This is a genomic window from Bradyrhizobium cosmicum (assembly GCF_032290525.1).
Classification (GTDB): domain Bacteria; phylum Pseudomonadota; class Alphaproteobacteria; order Rhizobiales; family Xanthobacteraceae; genus Bradyrhizobium; species Bradyrhizobium cosmicum_A.
Genome location: NZ_JASXTA010000014.1, coordinates 226,112 through 241,882, shown reverse-complemented (window position 1 = coordinate 241,882; position 15,771 = coordinate 226,112). Strand labels below are relative to the sequence as shown.

The 15,771-nt window shown below is 63.4% G+C and carries 15 protein-coding genes; 8 read left to right on the top strand and 7 right to left on the bottom strand.

Going from position 1 to position 15,771, the window contains the following annotated elements:
- Nucleotides 1-2,573 (bottom strand): LuxR C-terminal-related transcriptional regulator (locus tag QSV46_RS24955; RefSeq protein WP_314957829.1); only part of this gene is annotated, 2,573 nt, incomplete at its 3' end.
- A 105-nt stretch (nt 2,574-2,678) separates the two neighbouring features.
- On the opposite strand from QSV46_RS24955, the gene QSV46_RS24950 reads away from it, so the two are divergent.
- Nucleotides 2,679-3,005, top strand: a complete 327-nt coding sequence (locus QSV46_RS24950) for a nuclear transport factor 2 family protein (protein ID WP_314957827.1) — start codon at nt 2,679-2,681, stop codon at nt 3,003-3,005.
- A gap of 75 nt (nt 3,006-3,080) precedes the next feature.
- On the opposite strand, the gene QSV46_RS24945 is transcribed toward QSV46_RS24950, so the two are convergent.
- The 5 genes from QSV46_RS24945 to QSV46_RS24925 all read right to left on the bottom strand — a co-directional run bounded on the left by QSV46_RS24945 (nt 3,081) and on the right by QSV46_RS24925 (nt 8,965).
- Nucleotides 3,081-3,488, bottom strand: coding sequence for a hypothetical protein (locus QSV46_RS24945; protein ID WP_314957826.1), 408 nt, complete (start codon nt 3,486-3,488; stop codon nt 3,081-3,083).
- 62 nt (nt 3,489-3,550) lie between these two features.
- On the bottom strand, nt 3,551-3,718 hold the full coding sequence (locus QSV46_RS24940; protein ID WP_314957825.1) for a hypothetical protein: 168 nt from the start codon (nt 3,716-3,718) through the stop codon (nt 3,551-3,553).
- Nucleotides 3,719-3,875: 157 nt separating this feature from the next.
- The gene (locus tag QSV46_RS24935) at nt 3,876-4,799 is read right to left on the bottom strand and encodes a hypothetical protein (protein WP_314957824.1); all 924 of its coding nucleotides are present in this window, start codon (nt 4,797-4,799) and stop codon (nt 3,876-3,878) included.
- A gap of 173 nt (nt 4,800-4,972) precedes the next feature.
- A complete protein-coding gene (locus tag QSV46_RS24930; protein ID WP_314957822.1) occupies nt 4,973-7,456 on the bottom strand; it encodes a TonB-dependent receptor in 2,484 nt (827 codons plus the stop codon).
- 153 nt (nt 7,457-7,609) lie between these two features.
- Nucleotides 7,610-8,965, bottom strand: a complete 1,356-nt coding sequence (locus QSV46_RS24925) for a histidine kinase (RefSeq protein ID WP_314957821.1) — start codon at nt 8,963-8,965, stop codon at nt 7,610-7,612.
- 142 nt (nt 8,966-9,107) lie between these two features.
- On the opposite strand from QSV46_RS24925, the gene QSV46_RS24920 reads away from it, so the two are divergent.
- Both QSV46_RS24920 and fghA read left to right on the top strand, forming a co-directional pair.
- Nucleotides 9,108-9,728: a response regulator transcription factor gene (locus tag QSV46_RS24920; RefSeq protein ID WP_314957820.1), complete on the top strand. Its 621-nt coding sequence runs from the start codon at nt 9,108-9,110 to the stop codon at nt 9,726-9,728.
- Nucleotides 9,729-9,806: 78 nt separating this feature from the next.
- On the top strand, nt 9,807-10,652 hold the full coding sequence (fghA, locus tag QSV46_RS24915; RefSeq protein WP_314957819.1) for an S-formylglutathione hydrolase: 846 nt from the start codon (nt 9,807-9,809) through the stop codon (nt 10,650-10,652).
- 41 nt (nt 10,653-10,693) lie between these two features.
- Here fghA and QSV46_RS24910 read toward each other — a convergent pair whose 3' ends face one another.
- Nucleotides 10,694-11,266 (bottom strand): DUF3280 domain-containing protein, encoded by a 573-nt coding sequence (locus tag QSV46_RS24910; protein ID WP_314957817.1) that lies wholly within the window; start codon nt 11,264-11,266, stop codon nt 10,694-10,696.
- A 59-nt stretch (nt 11,267-11,325) separates the two neighbouring features.
- Here QSV46_RS24910 and QSV46_RS24905 point away from each other — a divergent pair, with 59 nt between their 5' ends.
- The 5 genes from QSV46_RS24905 to QSV46_RS24885 are packed head-to-tail and all read left to right on the top strand — an operon-like array spanning nt 11,326 to nt 15,734.
- Nucleotides 11,326-12,507, top strand: coding sequence for an ABC transporter substrate-binding protein (locus QSV46_RS24905; RefSeq protein WP_314957815.1), 1,182 nt, complete (start codon nt 11,326-11,328; stop codon nt 12,505-12,507).
- Nucleotides 12,508-12,515: 8 nt separating this feature from the next.
- Nucleotides 12,516-13,484: a YVTN family beta-propeller repeat protein gene (locus QSV46_RS24900; RefSeq protein WP_314957856.1), complete on the top strand. Its 969-nt coding sequence runs from the start codon at nt 12,516-12,518 to the stop codon at nt 13,482-13,484.
- Complete coding sequence (locus tag QSV46_RS24895; protein ID WP_314957814.1) at nt 13,481-14,281, top strand: ABC transporter ATP-binding protein; 801 nt, start codon at nt 13,481-13,483, stop codon at nt 14,279-14,281. The genes QSV46_RS24900 and QSV46_RS24895 overlap by 4 nt, the downstream gene beginning before the upstream one ends.
- Entirely contained in the window at nt 14,278-15,123 is an 846-nt protein-coding gene (locus QSV46_RS24890; RefSeq protein ID WP_314957812.1) for an ABC transporter permease, read from the top strand. The genes QSV46_RS24895 and QSV46_RS24890 overlap by 4 nt, the downstream gene beginning before the upstream one ends.
- Complete coding sequence (locus tag QSV46_RS24885; RefSeq protein WP_314957811.1) at nt 15,120-15,734, top strand: hypothetical protein; 615 nt, start codon at nt 15,120-15,122, stop codon at nt 15,732-15,734. Before QSV46_RS24890 ends, QSV46_RS24885 begins: the two co-directional genes overlap by 4 nt.
- Nucleotides 15,735-15,771 lie beyond the last annotated feature (37 nt).

Sequence of the window (15,771 nt, the reverse complement as noted above, 5' to 3'; positions counted from 1 at the left end):
TCGGTGGCCGGCTTTGCAGACCCTGACGCATGCTGCGAGTAACCGTGGTCCGCTTTATCCGCCGTTTCGACGCTCTCAGTTGCTTCCGCTGCCTTTGCAGACGTTGGGTGCCCCGCTTTGCTGTGTTCCGCGCCGCTCGGTTCTGCCGTGCTCGCCGACCCTGGAGGACCGTCCGAAGCCGGAGAAGGATGCTCCTTTTCATTGCCGGCGCCGTGGCCCGGGTTGGAGTTCGCTTCGGCCGCCTTTGCAGGCTCTGGCTCCGAAGCGTGTTGCGAGTTGCCGTGGTCCGCGCTACCGGCTGTCGTGACGCCTGGTTCGGTGGTCGTGGACAAAGCGCCAGAGCCCGCATTGATGGGCTCATTCTTCGATCCAAGTTTTTCAGCTTCCGGAACTGCCGCGCTATGGGCGAGCGCGATTGATGATGCGTGAGCCGGCTCGCCGGACGCACCAGCGCTCTCTTCCCTCGGATCCGCCGAACCGCTCGTGAAGGTTTCGGATCTCGTCGAGGCCCCCACCCCGGTCCGAGAGCGCCCGAATTGGAATCCCAAGCCGTCGTCGGCCAGAACGGTCCAGGCGCCAGCCCTCCCAATTGTGCTCTCGCCCTCATCGACAATCGCATGGATACTGTCTGTACTGAGAACAGTCTCATCGATTGCGGTCGCCGATATCAGCGCTACTTCGAGCTGCTCCAAGGTGGCCGCGACAACCGCGACGTCTGGCTCGGAGACGACATCCGTCTCCGCAATGGCGACAATCCCGTCCAGATGAATTTCCAGCAGGCTGCGATCCCCGATATCGAGGATACGATCGGTCGGATTCACATAGACGATCGTTTCATTGGTTGCGGAATTGTAGACCCAGGCGAGTGTATGTGGCGGTATGGACTTGGTCGCCGCTGTCATATGCAGCCAGGCAAGTGCTCCGAAAGCCGCAAGATTGATCCTGCCCGGCCCAGATGCGAAATCGAAGACAGAATCGGAAGACGTGGACTTGGAATCGATCGGAGAGCGATAGACAACGTTTTCGATGTTGCCAGCGGTCAGTTGACCGCGGCCAAGTCCGTCAATCCCGGCATCATGACCACTGCCATCGTGATCCAAGTCCAATGCGGCAAGAGGTTTTTCGAGGTTGTCACCCGCATCCCTTGCGCCCGTTTGGCCCCGAGCGCCGTCTTGCGCGGAGTTGTCGCTTGCGGTGGTGACAGCGGCGGAAGACAGACGGAAATCGTGAGACAGGACACCCGAGGCTGAATTGTCCGCATGATTGGCGTCAGCATGGGTTATCGCGGCCAGTTTTGTGGTCGCATTCGTTTCGGTGGCGGCCAGGAAGCTGTCGATCAATGCTTGGCGCGCGTCGTGCGATTGCGCGGCGAAATGAGGGTCTTGCAGCGCGTAGATCAACGCACCGGTGAGAACGGCGAAGCTGCCATACCCTCCGTGAATCAACGTCGGACTGGAAGCAAGCCGCGGGAATTGATGTTCTGGGGCCGGGTCACTTCCGATCTGTATGTCGTTTGTTCCTCGCACCAAAGGCGCAGGAAGATTGGGCGCACTCGATCCGACAGGACCGTCGTGTTTCCACGGCTTCGAGCCCACGGATTGCTCGGCGGCGCGCAATGCTTCCATTGCCGCCGCCGGGTTCGTGATTTGGCTGGCCTTGGCGAAAAAGTCTCTCTGGGTGAGCGTGGACGTCTCGCCGGATTCCCAGATGAGGTGCCGGAGGATCGCTTTTTTCCAGGGCTCATATTCGGCGTGCTCGCCCGCGTGGCCGATGCTGTTGTCGTCCGGAAAGATGTCGTTCGCTTCCGACGCCTTGAGTTCGTCCGCAATTGCGAGCGCCAGAAAGGCCAGCGAGAGCGTCCCGAAGCCGGAGGGACGTTGCAACAATGCGATGGTCGCGAGCACGGTTCTGTTGGTGATCTCAAGCTTCTGGAAGATATTGTAGAGGTGGACTTTGACCGTCCCGTGGGAAACGTTCAGCTGGCGCGCGATCTCCTTGTTCGACATTCCTTCCGACACGAGGCGCGCAATTTGACGTTCCCGGTCCGTCAATAGCTCCAGAATCTTTTCGACTTTGCCATCGCCGTCCGCTTCCTTGCCGGTTGGCGAGAGATCGGACTGCTGCAGCGACACACCGCTCTTCGTCATCAGCCTCAGTGATCGCAGCATAGTCGCAGGCGAGGCATATTTCGAAATTGCGCTGCAGGCGCCGGCGGCGATGGCTGCAGCCAGATCGTGGCCGATCTCGGCCTCGGTAAAGAACACCAGGCGCGTGGAAAGCTTCTCAGCCTTCACAACCGCGAGAATCTCGGAGACCGTCAGATCCGGCACCTTGTCGGCAAGAAACGCGAAGTCAGGCGTCAAATTCCGAATTGCTGCGAGGCAGCTTGTCCCATCGCTGGACGATGCGACAACATTGAAGTCCGGCTGTGTCCCGAGGATCGACTTCAATCCCTGTAGAACGATCGGCTGTGGATCGACGATCACAAGCCGGATGCGCTTGACTATGCCCTGCTTCGCAGCCCCGTCTAACATGGCCTCAGCCTCGGCCCGGTCATCTATGTCCTTCGCCATATGGCCTGGCCGGGTGAGGGCATTAAAATACAATTAATCGATCGGAGAAAGGGGCTTAGCGGGTTAAGCCGACCTAAATCTCAGCGACGGCAGCAGGTGACAAATATGTCCTTTGACCCGATGGCCCTCGCGGTTGATTGGCTCGATGCTTACCGCGCGGGCGATATCGAAGCGATCCTGGAACTCTATGCCGAAGATGCCATTGTGCACTGCGGCTGCTGTGGTATCCAAACCATTACCGGCCGCGAAGCACTTCGTGCCTATTGGCTCGATCGCCTCCGAAAATATCCGGCAGGCACGTTGGACGATCTCAATCCCTCGGACGACGGAACCATGATCTCTTATGTCACCAGTACTGGTATCATGAGGGCGCTTTTTGCCTTTGACGCCGCCGGAAGGATCAAGGAACTGGACTGCAGTCCCTCGCACTAGGCCGAGCGATCCACGCCTGCTGTGGGATCACAACTCGGATCAGCTCTTCTCTCCGCAGTGAACGCGATTGGCCCCTCAGCGCGAGCGCTTCGGCAACTTTGGAATCTTGGCGGGGTTGAACGCCGGTGTCTGTCCGGCTTGTTCAGGTGCGGGCGGCGGCTGTTCCGAGAGAATGAGCGTACCCTGGAGGATCATTCCCGGCACCTGCGCGGCCGTCGCCGTGTAGGTCGCGACCTTGCCGGGGCAGTTTCCCTCGATGTCCAGCGTGAGCTCATCGTCGACGCCGAAGACCGTTGCACGTCCGTCGGTGTGACGCTTCGTCGACACGGTGGCGGTAAAGCGATCTCCATCGACCTTGCAGGAGCCGTGATAGGTCATCAGGCTGTCGCAGCCCCAGATCTGTCCGTCTGCGACATGGACGATGCCGGTCCCCTGGTCGAGCGGCGTCTTGTACCACGCCGCGTAGGTGCCGTCCTTCAGCATGGGAGCAGTCTCCCCCTGGTATTCCCACACGGATAATCCGCACGATCAGCGCTAACAAAGCGTTAATCGCGCGGCCCGTGCCAATCCGGTCTTTCCCTGCGCAGCTCGGCTTCGAGGTCCTCGATGATGCCGTGAAGCAGACATGCGGCAAGCGGATCGGTCACCTCCCGCTCCAGGCGGCGATAGCGCGCGATCCGGAATTCCTGCTCTCTCAACTGGTGCTCTGTCATCGGACGGGCCCTCCGACAGATCGACGCAGAAACAGCCTGGCAGTTTCGTTAAACTTTTCGGATCATTTGCGATGGTTTACCGCCGGTTAAGACAGCGATTTCAGCGCAGGCTGCGGCGGGGTGGATTGTCGGAAGCCGGTTCTTCGCTATTCCAGTTTCACTTCGTCGCAATGTCGCTGTCGATTCTCTGGAGCCGCAAGAAAGCTGCCCAGGCTTTTTGATAGTCGCTGTCCTTGGGATCGATCATACGAAGCGCTCGACAAGCCTCTTTGATTTCCTCGGACGACGGACGCTTGGTGATATCTCCGGACAACTTCGCTTGCTCCCAGCGTTCCTCGACGTCTTTCGCCAAGGCCAGCGCTTCGGACGGGGTCCGTTTCCGGGTCGACTTCCCCAAAGGATGATCCGGAGGGAATGCGGGCCATGCGGCCGGCGGCTGATCGGCTTGCCTCTCGCTCTCCTTGCCGGCCCCACGCTTCACCGTAGGACCTGCTTGCTCTCCATTTGCCGAAGCGGGCGGGACAGTCCGTGCGGCCAACTCGCGGAGCTGATGCTCCATAGTTCCGCCGGCCGACGCTCCGCCCGCCGATGGCGCAAGCGTCGTCAGAGCTGATGCGGCCGACGTGTCGGCCTGCATCTTCTGGACGGTGTTCGCGACCGACAACAGACCGGACGTCGAGGCCGGCCGCTGCTGCGCGACCTTATCGAGTTCAGAGGGGCAGGATCTGTATCCCGAGCGCTGATTCGAGATCCGGCCGTCGTCATCGATGCGGGCAAAGTCAATCGCCACAGTGTAGACGAAAGCTGCGTCGACCAATTGGCCGGACTTATCTCTTGCTTTGACGGCGCCGCAAACGTATCTCGCTGCGTCGGCCTCGATTGAGCGCAATGCGCTGAATTTGGCCGAGTCGGGGTCAATCAGCGCATGCCGAACTGCTGCGCGAGCTTTCATATGGTCCGTTGAGAAGACGCTGATCACGACATCCGGACTGAACATGTCGGGCTGGTAGTACCACTTATACTCCACCGCAAGAAATGCTGCGCCAAGAGCCGCTGCGATCAGGAAAGCCGGTACATTCATGCAATTGATCCGGGCGATGGAACCCGGAATGGTTGTTATTTTTCGTAATGATTACTTGCAATGGAACGTCCTAACAATCGATTAATCGATTGAATGTCCGGAAGTCATCTACCAGCGGACGAGTTCCCGTTTGCTCGGTGAGTTCCGCCAAAGGGCCCAAGAATGGCACCGGCCTAGAACGTCACCCGCATTCCCGCATAGAACGCTCTTGGCCTTGCCGGGCTAAGCGAGCGCGGGTCGGTGAAATCGTTGCCGCCATTGGTGAAGTTGGGCACGGCTCCCGTGTCGAAGAACTGGCCGTAGGTGGCGTAGCGCTTGTCGAAGATGTTGTCGACCTTGCCGTAGAGCTGGATGTTCTTGGCCACCTGGTAGGAGGTGTGGAGGTTGAAGACCGTATAGGACGGCAGCTTCGCATATTGGTTGGACTCGTCGCCGACCAGATATTGGCTGGAGACGAACAGCGCGTTGCCGCCGACTTTCCAGACGTCGGTCACGGCATAGTCGATGCCGAGCTTGACGCGGTGGCGCGGGATGGCAGGGAGCTGGTTGCCGGGCGAGACCTGGATGTTGCCGTCGGCATCGGCAAACGGGCTGTTGGAGCCGATGGTCAACGCGTCGAGGAAACGCGCGTCAACGAAGGCGTAGCTTGCCTGGAATTGCAGCGTCGGCGACTTGATGTTGATTTCGGCCTCGAGCCCCTGCCGCCTGGTCCGGCCGACATTGGAGAAATAGCCGAAGCCGGTGCGGCCGGGAACGGGGATCGCGACGATGTCGTCATAATTGGTGGCGCGGAAGCCGCCGATTTTCCAGCCGAGCGTGCCGATGTTCAGCTCCCTGGTCCCGCGTAGGCCTGCTTCCACCGTCTTGGAGACGACCTGCTTCAGCGGCGGATCGGAGACGAGAAACGCGGCGATGAGACAGGGACGGGCCGGATCGGAGCAGCCGAGCTCGAGCGGCGTCGGCACGCGGTTCGCCTCGGAATAGCCCGCATAGGCCGTCAGTTCCGGCGTGATCTTGTAGGTGCCGCCGATCACCGGATTGAAGCGGGTGAAGGTGTGATCGCCGTTGAGGTCGGTGCCGAGCTGGTCTTCCAGCGTGATGCGCGCCACGTTGAAGCGGCCGCCGCCGGTGACGGCAAAGGCGTCGGTGACATTGAACGTGTCCATCGCGTAGAGACCGTTATATTGGTTGACGGTCCGCAGCGAGACGGGACCGGCAACGGTATCCGGTACGCCGGTCGGTCCCAGGAACAGGCCGCTGCCGCTGACGACGTAGTTTGCTCCGATCGAGCCGATTTCGGCGGTGGCGTTGTAGCGCGTGACACTGGCGTCGTAGGTCGCGCCCATCACGAAGCGGTTGTCGTGCCCGAACAATTGATCGGTGTTGGTGGCCTGCCCCGACACGCCGAAGGTGGTCGAGCGTATCGAGCTGCGATCAATCTCGCCGAGGATGGTCCCTGACGGATACGGATTGGCAAGCTGGGCGCCGTTCGTGCCGTTGGCCGGCGTCGTGTCGTCGCCGAAGCACAGCAGTCCCGCGATGGCGCATTCCTGCACGTCGGTCGGGTTGCCGTCGACGAGCTTCTGCTCGTAGCGGCGCACATGGGCGGTGCCTTCGAGCGTCCAGGTCGGCGTCGCATCAGCCTTTCCGGTCAGGTTGAGGTAGCCGACGCGGTTGCTCGTCGTCTGCGGCGTCGTGTAGGTCGCGCCCCAATATTTATCGAGCAGCTCGGCCGGAACGGTGGCGCTGGCGCCGAAATCGTTCTTGGCGATGCCCATGTTGGCGTGGAATTCACTGTCGCCGGCCTTGTAGCCGACATCGCCGTAGAAGCGCCGCACGGTCGATTGGGAAAAGTTGCGGAAACCGTTATCGCGCAGACCTTCGAGCGCGGCATAGACGCCGTAGTTCTTGTCGACGGTCTTGCCCCATTGCGCCGAGCCCTGGATGCGGCCGAACGAGCCGCCCATAAGATCGAGCTCCGCGCCCTGATAGGTGAAGCCGTCCTTCATCTGCAAATTGATCGCGCCGCCCAGCGCGTTCAGGCCGAAGGCGGGATTATTGGTAACGAGCGTCACCGACCTGATCGCGGCAGTCGGAATCAGGTCCCAGTTGACGGCGTCCGAGAAGGCCTCGTTGATGCGGACGCCGTTCTGATACACGGCCAAGCCTTGCGGCGTGCCCGTTACGGGCGAGGCGACAAAGCCGCGGAATTCGACATCCGGCTGAAACGGATTGCCGGTGACCTCGGTGATGTTGATTCCAGCAATGTTGTCGCGTAGCGCGTCGGTGATGTTCAGCGAGCCGGTCCGCTTGATCTGGCTGGCATCGACGGCGTTGATCGCCGAAGGGACCTTGTCGACCTCGAGACCGCGGCCGGTGCCCGGCGAAGTCGGATAAACATAAAGGCGTGTCCTGGGGCTGGCGGATGACGGCGCCCCCACGCGCGCAACCGGTCGCGGAGGCGTGCTACGCCTCGCCGTCGGCTGCGATGGCGCCGTCACCTCGACCGGAGGCAGGTTTTGCACGTTGGTCTGCTCGTCCTGCGCGGCGCCGGCGGGGCCCGCGAGGACCAACCCCGATATCACCCCTGCCGACACCGAGGCCATCAACCACCGACGCTTGAACCGAAGACTCTTGAAACGAAGACGCTTGCCCATTCCTGCCTTTCCATCCGTGACCACCGGCTGTTTTGATCGTCGCCGTTTGGTTGAGACGAGTGTAATCGGCAGTCGCAATCCCGCCAGCGACAAAAGGTCGGGCAATGTCCACACCCGCTTTCCCGACAAAATCGGGAATTCTTCCCGATGCGGTCAGGCCGCCGCCGTCGGAACCAGCGCCTCGACGGTCAGACCGCCGTCGCCGGAGATGACGTTGAGCGTGCCGCCCAGTGCCAGAATCCGCTCGCGCATGCCGACGAGGCCGAAGCCGAGCTTCTGGCCCGCCTCCATGCCGCGGCCGTTGTCGCTGACCCGCACCCGGGCGCAGCCGCGGCCGTCGCGCTCCGCCGGCTCCACGGGTTCGATGACGACATTGACCGACGTCGCGCCGGCGTGGCGGAATACGTTGGTGAGTGCCTCCTGCACGATGCGGTAGATGGTCAGGTCGGCGGTCTCGCCGGTGACCCCGAGCGACGGCGAAATCACGGTGTTTATCGCGACGTCGGGATGCGATTCCCGCCACAGCCGCGACAGCGATTCGAGCGCCTGGCGCAGGCCGAGTTCGGCGAGGCCCACGGGCCGGAGCCGCTCCAGCACGCGGCGATTGAACTGCTGGAGCGCGTTGATCTGCTCCAGCATGGCGGTGCCGTGCTTTCGCACGGCCTCCGCGCTCGGAGCGCGTCCATCCGCCTGCTTCGCCAGCGCGCTGGCATGCGCGCGTAGCGAGAACAGATACGGCCCGAACTCGTCGTGCAGCTCGCGCGCGATCTCCTTGCGCTCGACGTCCTGGAGCGACACCGTGCGCTCGGCGAGGCGCCGCTTGTCCTCCACCGCTTCGCCCAGCGTTGCCGCAAGGTGGTTGAGCTTGGTGCAGATCGCGGCGAGCTCCGGCGCGCCGCCCGGCGCGACGCGCGCCTGATAACGCCCGCCTTCGAGCTCGGCCATCGTATCCGCGAGGGACTGCAGCGGCGCCAACGCCCGGCCGACCACGTTCATCATGACCAGGAACAGCGCCAGCGCGATTGCCGAGCCGACCTCGAGCTGGGTCACGACGGCGTCCCAGATCTCGGCGATCTCGTCATCGGGATGCGCAGTGATCACCAGCGAACCCGGCCCGCCATGGATCGAAACAGGCACACTCACCGCGGTCTGCTCGGGATGAACCAGGCTGACGAACCAGGCCGGCGGCCCGCGCGTGTCGTCGGCTTCGGTCCGCGGCGGCGTCAGCGGGTTCCCGCCGGTATCCTTGAGGGCGATGCTGACATGGCGCAGGCGGCTGAGATCACGCGCGATCTGGTTCAGCCGGGCAGCCGGATCGGGCGCCTCGTTCAGATCCGCCACGATCATCTCGATGAATTCGCGCGCGAGCCGGATCACGCTCTGGTCCTCGGCCTGCACCCGCGGCCCGGCTTCCGCGACCTGCCGGCCGATATTGACCGCGAGCCCCAATGCCAGCAGCAGCGCCAGCAACAGATTGATGCGCGCGCGCAAGGATAGATTTTGCCACATTGGTGCCGCCTGTCGCCCCGCGAAGGTTGGCCCGCGTCTGCCCGATGACGTTGACAGAGGCGAAGCCCCCGATATCTAATCGAAAGCGTACAGTAATCCCGGCCGGGCGCGAAACAGGCCGATGCTGTCGCGAGGAACGCCTATGCGCATTCTGATCGTCGACGATCATCCCATCGTGGCTTCCGGCTGCCGTGCCGTGCTGGCCGACGAGGGCGAGATCGAGATCCTGGAGGCCGCCGACGCCGAGGACGGCGAATGCGTCTTCATCGTCGAACGCCCCGACCTCTCGATCATCGACATCAACCTGCCGACCGTGTCCGGCTTCGAGCTCGCGCGCCGCATCCTCGAGCGTGCGCCCGAGGCCCGCATCATCATGTTCAGCATGAACGACGATCCTGCTTTCGCCGCGCGCGCGATCGAATGCGGCGCCAAGGGCTACGTCTCCAAGACCGGCGACCCCGACGACCTCGTCGAGGCGATCCGCGCCGTCGGCAGCGGCGGCACTTATCTTCCGACCGCGATCGCACGCAGCATCGCCTTCGCGGGACCGGCGCTGGCGCAAAATCCGCTATCGAAGCTCAATGCGCGCGAGATGGAGATCCTGCGGCTGCTCAGCGCCGGAAAGAGCCTGTCCGAGATCGCCTGGCTGGTGCAATCGTCCTACAAGACGGTCGCCAACACCTCCTCGATCATGCGCCAGAAGCTTGGCGTGAAGACCTCGGTCGAGCTGGTGCGGCTGGCGATCGACAGCGGCGTCGCCTGACGCGCGGGCCGCCGCCACGAATTCGGTCACACAAGCGTTGCAATCCTGATGTGGTGAGATGCCACGGAGCATAACGGCATGACGATCCAGACTGTCTCGACCAACAAATCTTATGGCGGCGTGCAGGGCGTGTATCGCCATGCAAGCCAGGCGACCGGAACCGACATTGTGTTCTCGGTCTATGTTCCCCCGCATGCGCAGGGCGCCAAGCTTCCCGTGGTCTGGTATCTCTCCGGCCTCACCTGCACCCATGCCAACGTCACCGAGAAGGGCGAATTCCGCAAGGCATGCGCCGAGCTCGGCCTGATCTTCGTCGCGCCCGACACCTCACCGCGCGGGCCCGACGTCCCGGGCGACGCCAACAACGCCTATGATTTCGGCCTGGGCGCCGGCTTCTATGTCGACGCCACGCAAGCGCCGTTTTCGCGCAATTACCGCATGTGGAGCTATGTCGCCGACGAGCTGCCGAAGCTCGTGGCAGAGAATTTCCCGGTCGACGCCAAGCGGCAATCGATAATGGGCCATTCCATGGGCGGCCACGGCGCACTGACGGTCGCGCTGCGCAACCCGCACCGTTTTCGCGCGGCCAGTGCATTTGCGCCGATCGTCGCGCCGTCGCTTGTGCCCTGGGGCATCAAGGCGCTGACCGGCTATCTCGGCCCGAACAAGGATACCTGGCGCAGCCATGACACGGTAGCGTTGATCGAGGACGGCGCAAAATTCTCAGGCTTCCTCGTCGACGTCGGCGAGGCCGACAATTTCCTGAAGGAGCACCTCAAGCCGGAGCTGCTGCAAGCCGCCTGCACCAAGGCCAGCATCCCGCTGACGCTGCGGCGCCAGGCGGGCTACGACCACAGCTATTATTTCATCTCGACCTTCATGGGCGATCACCTGCACTGGCACGCGGAGAGATTGAAGGGGTGAGTTTCTCTTACCCTCCCCTGGAGGGGGAGCGTAAGACGCCCCTACTCCGGCCGCCCGTAATTCGGCGCCAGCAGGCGGTTGCGGATCAGATAGCTCATCGTGCGGGTCCAGGCTTCATCCGTGTTGCCGCGCATGTCGGCGCTGGCCGCCGTGATCATGTTGCCGGTCTTCACGTCGCGCAGATAGATGTTGAGGTTGATGATCAGGTTCGAGACCCTCTGCACCATGCCGGTGATCTCGAGGTCGGCACCGAGCTCCCCGGCGAGCTTGAGGGCGCAACCGCCGCAGGCCTGCAAGTTCGCGTGACGTGCGGCGTCCCTGACCGGCGTGATATCGAGCACCTGGAACCTGCCTGACTCAATCAGTGCCTTGCGGAGCTGCTCGCTGATGCGCAGGAGCCGTGCCTCTTCCGCCTTGGAGCCGTAGAACTCGCCGGGCAGGCTGGTGTCGATCAGCTCGAAATCGAACACCGCGAGCTTCGGCGGGTCGGCGAACGCGACCGAGCCCGTCAACAGCAAAGCCGCGAAACATAGCAGCGCTCGCATGATCGTGATTCCCGGCCTCGCGCGTGCGGAGACGAAATGCGGGGTTGCATGCCCTGACAAATCGGTCATGCTTTAACAGAGACAATTCTCCACCAGCGGTCAAGCCGGGGAGAACCTCTGGAGGAAACATGATCCGATGGTTGCTCGGCCTGATCGGCTTTGGTCTTGCGGCGACGAGCGCGCTCGCCGCGGACCCTGTCATGATCGGCGTCGGCTATCTCGGAATCGCCGGCACCAGATCGACGCTGTCGCTGGTCGAGCAGCCCGCGGAGAATGACGGCGTCGCCGGCGCGCGCCTCGCCATTGAGGACAACAACACCACCGGCAAATTCCTGGGTCAGCGTTTTACGCTGGAGGAGCGGCGTATCAAGGAGGGCGAGGATGCCGCACAGGCCGCGACCGATCTTGCCGCACGCAACGGCTTCATCATCTCCGACCTGCCGGCGGAGGCGCTGCTGAAGGTCTCAGACGCCCTGCGCGAGCGCGGCACGCTGCTGTTCAACGCAGGGGCGATTGACGAGCGGCTGCGCGAGGCCGATTGCCGCGCCAATGTCATCCACACCGCGCCGACGCGCGCCATGCTGGCGGACGCGCTCGGCCAGTATCTGGTGTGGAAGCAGTGGAAGCGCTGGCTGCTCGTGGTCGGCTCCCATGACGAGGACAAGCTGTTTGCCGATGCGCTGCGGCGCACAGCCACGCGGTTCGGTGCCAAGATCGTGCAGGAGCGCTCATTCGAGGACAACGGCGGGGCACGGCGCACCGACAGCGGCGTGACGCTGATCCAGCGGCAGATGCCGGTGTTCACGCAACAGGCGCCGGCTTACGACGTGCTGGTCGCCGCCGACGAGAGCGAAGTGTTCGGCGCCTATCTGCCCTATCGCACCTGGGACCCGCGGCCCGTCGCGGGCTCCGCCGGCCTCGTGCCGCGCAGCTGGGACGCATCGCAGGACCAGTGGGGTGCGATCCAGATGCAGAACCGCTTCGTCAAGCTGAACGCGCGGCGCATGACCGCGCTCGACATGCAGGCCTGGACCGCGGTGCGCATGCTCGGCGAGGCCACCTCGCGCACCAGCTCCGGCGATGTCAGGAAGGTCACCGACTTCATCAAAAGCCCGGACTTCTCGGTCGCCGCCTTCAAGGGCACGCGGCTGACCCTGCGCGACTGGAATCTCCAGCTGCGCCAGCCGATCCTGCTGGTCGACGGCCGCATGGTGGTGTCGGTGTCGCCGCAGGAAGGCTTCCTGCACCAGGTCTCCGAGCTCGACACGCTCGGCTACGATCGCCCGGAGAGCAAATGCAAGCTGAAGTGAGGATACGGATGTCGCGCATGTGGGGTGTGGGGTTGCTGTCCGGACTAGTGCTCGCCGCCGCGCCGGCGCATGCCTTCATCGCCTATGTCTCGAACGAGAAGAGCAACACGGTGTCGGTGATCGACACCGAGAGCTGGACCGTGACCAAGACCATCAAGGTCGGCCAGCGCCCGCGCGGCATCGACTTCACCCGCGACGGCAAGTTCGTGATGGTCGCGGTCGGGGACGACGACACCATCCAGGTGATCGATGCGAAGACGCAGGCCGTGGTGGACAGCCTGCCTTCCGGGCCGGATCCGGAACTGTTCGCCCAGGATGCGGCCGGCAAGATCCTCTACGTCGCCAACGAGAACGACAACACGGTGACCGTGATCGACCTCGAGAAGCGCGCCCGGCTCGGCGACATCCAGGTCGGCGTCGAGCCTGAGGGCATGACCATCAGCCCCGACGGCAAGATTCTGATCAACACGTCCGAGACGACCAACATGGCGCATTTCATCGACACGTCGTCGCGCCAGATCGTCGCCAACGTGCTGGTCGACGCGCGGCCGCGCTTTGCCGAGTTCAAGCACGACAGTTCAGAACTGTGGGTGTCATCGGAGATCGGCGGCACCGTCTCGATCATCGATCCGAAGAAGCACGAGGTGATCGGCAAGGTCAATTTCGAAATTCCGGGATTGAGGAAAGAGGCGATCCAGCCGGTAGGCATCGGCATGACCCGGGACGACAAGACCGCCTTCGTCGCGCTTGGTCCGGCCAACCGCATCGCCGTTGTCGACGTCGCGACCCGCAAGGTGACGAAATACCTGTTGGTCGGACAGCGGGTCTGGCACATGGCGTTCACGCCGGACGAAAAATATTTGCTCACCACCAACGGCGTGTCGAACGATGTCTCTGTCATCGACGTCGCCGCGCAAAAAGTGATCAAGACCATTCAGGTGGGCGAACTGCCCTGGGGCATCACGATCGCGCCATGACCAGCCCTGCCCCGATCGCCGAACCGCAGGAGACGCCGAGGCCCGATCCAGCGGCGGCGCTGTCGATCGACGGCGTCAGCCATGCTTACGGCCCGCGCCGGGCGCTGATGGACGTCTCCTTCAACGTGCAGCCCGCGAGTTTCACCGCGTTGCTCGGCCTCAACGGCGCGGGGAAGAGCACGCTGTTCTCGCTGATCACCCGCCTGTTCGGAATCCAGAGCGGCCGCGTCGGCATTTTCGGCTACGACGTCGGCAAGAGCCCCGGCGAGGCGCTGCGGCTGCTTGGCGTCGTGTTCCAGCCGCGCACGCTGGATCTTGACCTGTCGCTGACGCAGAACTTGCTCTATCACGCCGCGCTGCACGGCATCAGCCGCCGCGAGGCGGCTTCACGCAGCGCCGAACTGCTCGCTCGCATCGGGCTCGAAGAGCGCGCCGGCAGCAAGGTGCGCGATCTCTCGGGCGGCCAGATGCGGCGGCTGGAGATCGCACGGGCGCTGCTGCACCGGCCGCGCCTGCTGCTGCTGGACGAGCCGACCGTCGGGCTCGACGTCAAGGCACGCGCCGACATCATCAGCCATGTTCGCCAGCTCGTGACGGAGCAAGGCATCGGCGTGCTCTGGGCCACGCATCTGTTCGATGAGATCATGAACGGCGACGACCTCGTGGTGCTGCACCAGGGCAAGGTGCTGGCGCAGGGGCCGATGGGCAGCGTCATCGCTGAAGCGGGCGCACAGGACGTCAACACCGCCTTCATGCGCCTGACCGGCGCGCAAACCATGTCGGGAGGCGGCGCATGAGCAGCATCACGACGCGGGAGGCCGCGCGCGGTTTCTCGGCTGGCGAATACATGACCTGTCTCACCGGCATCGTCTGGCGCGAGGGCCTGCGCTTCCTGCATCAGCGGGAGCGCTTCGTCTCCGCGCTGGTGCGGCCGCTGGTGTGGCTGTTCATCTTCGCCGCCGGCTTCCGCCAGGTGCTCGGCATCTCCATCATCCCGCCCTACGAGACCTACATCCTCTATGAGGTCTATATCGCGCCCGGGCTGATGGCGATGATCCAGCTCTTCAACGGCATGCAATCGTCGCTCTCGATGGTTTACGACCGCGAGATGGGCAATATGCGCACGCTGCTGGTGAGCCCGCTGCCGCGCGGCTTCCTGCTGTTCTGCAAATTGCTGGCGGGCACCGCGGTGTCGCTGCTCCAGGTCTACGCGTTTCTCTTGATCGCCTGGTTCTGGGACATCACCCCGCCGCCGTCGGGCTATCTCACCGTGCTGCCGGCGCTGATCCTGTGCGGGCTGATGCTGGGCTCACTCGGCATGCTGATCTCCTCCGGCATCAAGCAGCTCGAGAATTTCGCCGGCGTGATGAATTTTGTCATTTTCCCGATGTTCTTCGCATCCTCCGCGCTCTATCCGCTCTGGCGGGTGCAGGAGGGCAGCCCCTATCTGTACTACCTCTGCGAGGCCAATCCGTTCACCCATGCGGTGGAGTTGATCCGTTTCGCGCTGTACGGACAGGTCAACTGGATCTCACTGGCGGTGGTCGCGACCTGCACAATCGTCTTCATGATCGGCGCGATTCTGGCCTATGATCCCTCGCGCGGGCTGGCGCGACGGGGCCCTGCGGGAGAAGGATGATGTCTCGGATCGTGGTCATTGCCGCTCTGGCGCTCGCAGTGGCGGGCACGGCCGCGCGCGCGGCCGATCCGCGCTATCCCGACTGGCCGTGCACACAAGCCAAGGTGCCCGTGATTTCGCTCGCCGCCGTCTGGGCCGGCCCGGAACTCGGTGACGCCGAGACCAAGTGGAAAGACGACACCAGGATCACCGCGCTGGTCGCAAAGCTATCAGCGCGCAAGACGCCGCTGGACGAAGCCGAAAAGTCCGTGAAGGAATTTCTGGCCGGCTCCGCCACGGACAAGGCCGCGAACGCCAAACTCCTGTTCGCCGGCCTGTTCGACACGCTCAATGCGCAGCGCTCCCAGGTCATGAGCGGGCTCGAACGGGTCAGCCGCAAGCAGCGCGAAGCCGCCGACAAGATCCGCGAGGAGACGCTCGCGCTTCAGGCGCTCCAGGGTGCAACGCCGCGCGACGAGGCCAAGGTCGAGGCGCTCAGCAACGAGCTGATCTGGAAGACGCGCATCTTCGAGGACCGCCACAAGGTGGTCCGATTCGTCTGCGAGGTTCCGACCACAATCGACCAGCGCCTTTTCGCCCTCGGCCGCGTGATCCAGCAGGAGATGGAATAGCGTCAGCCTTGCTGGCGGCTTTTGTTCCCGCGACATC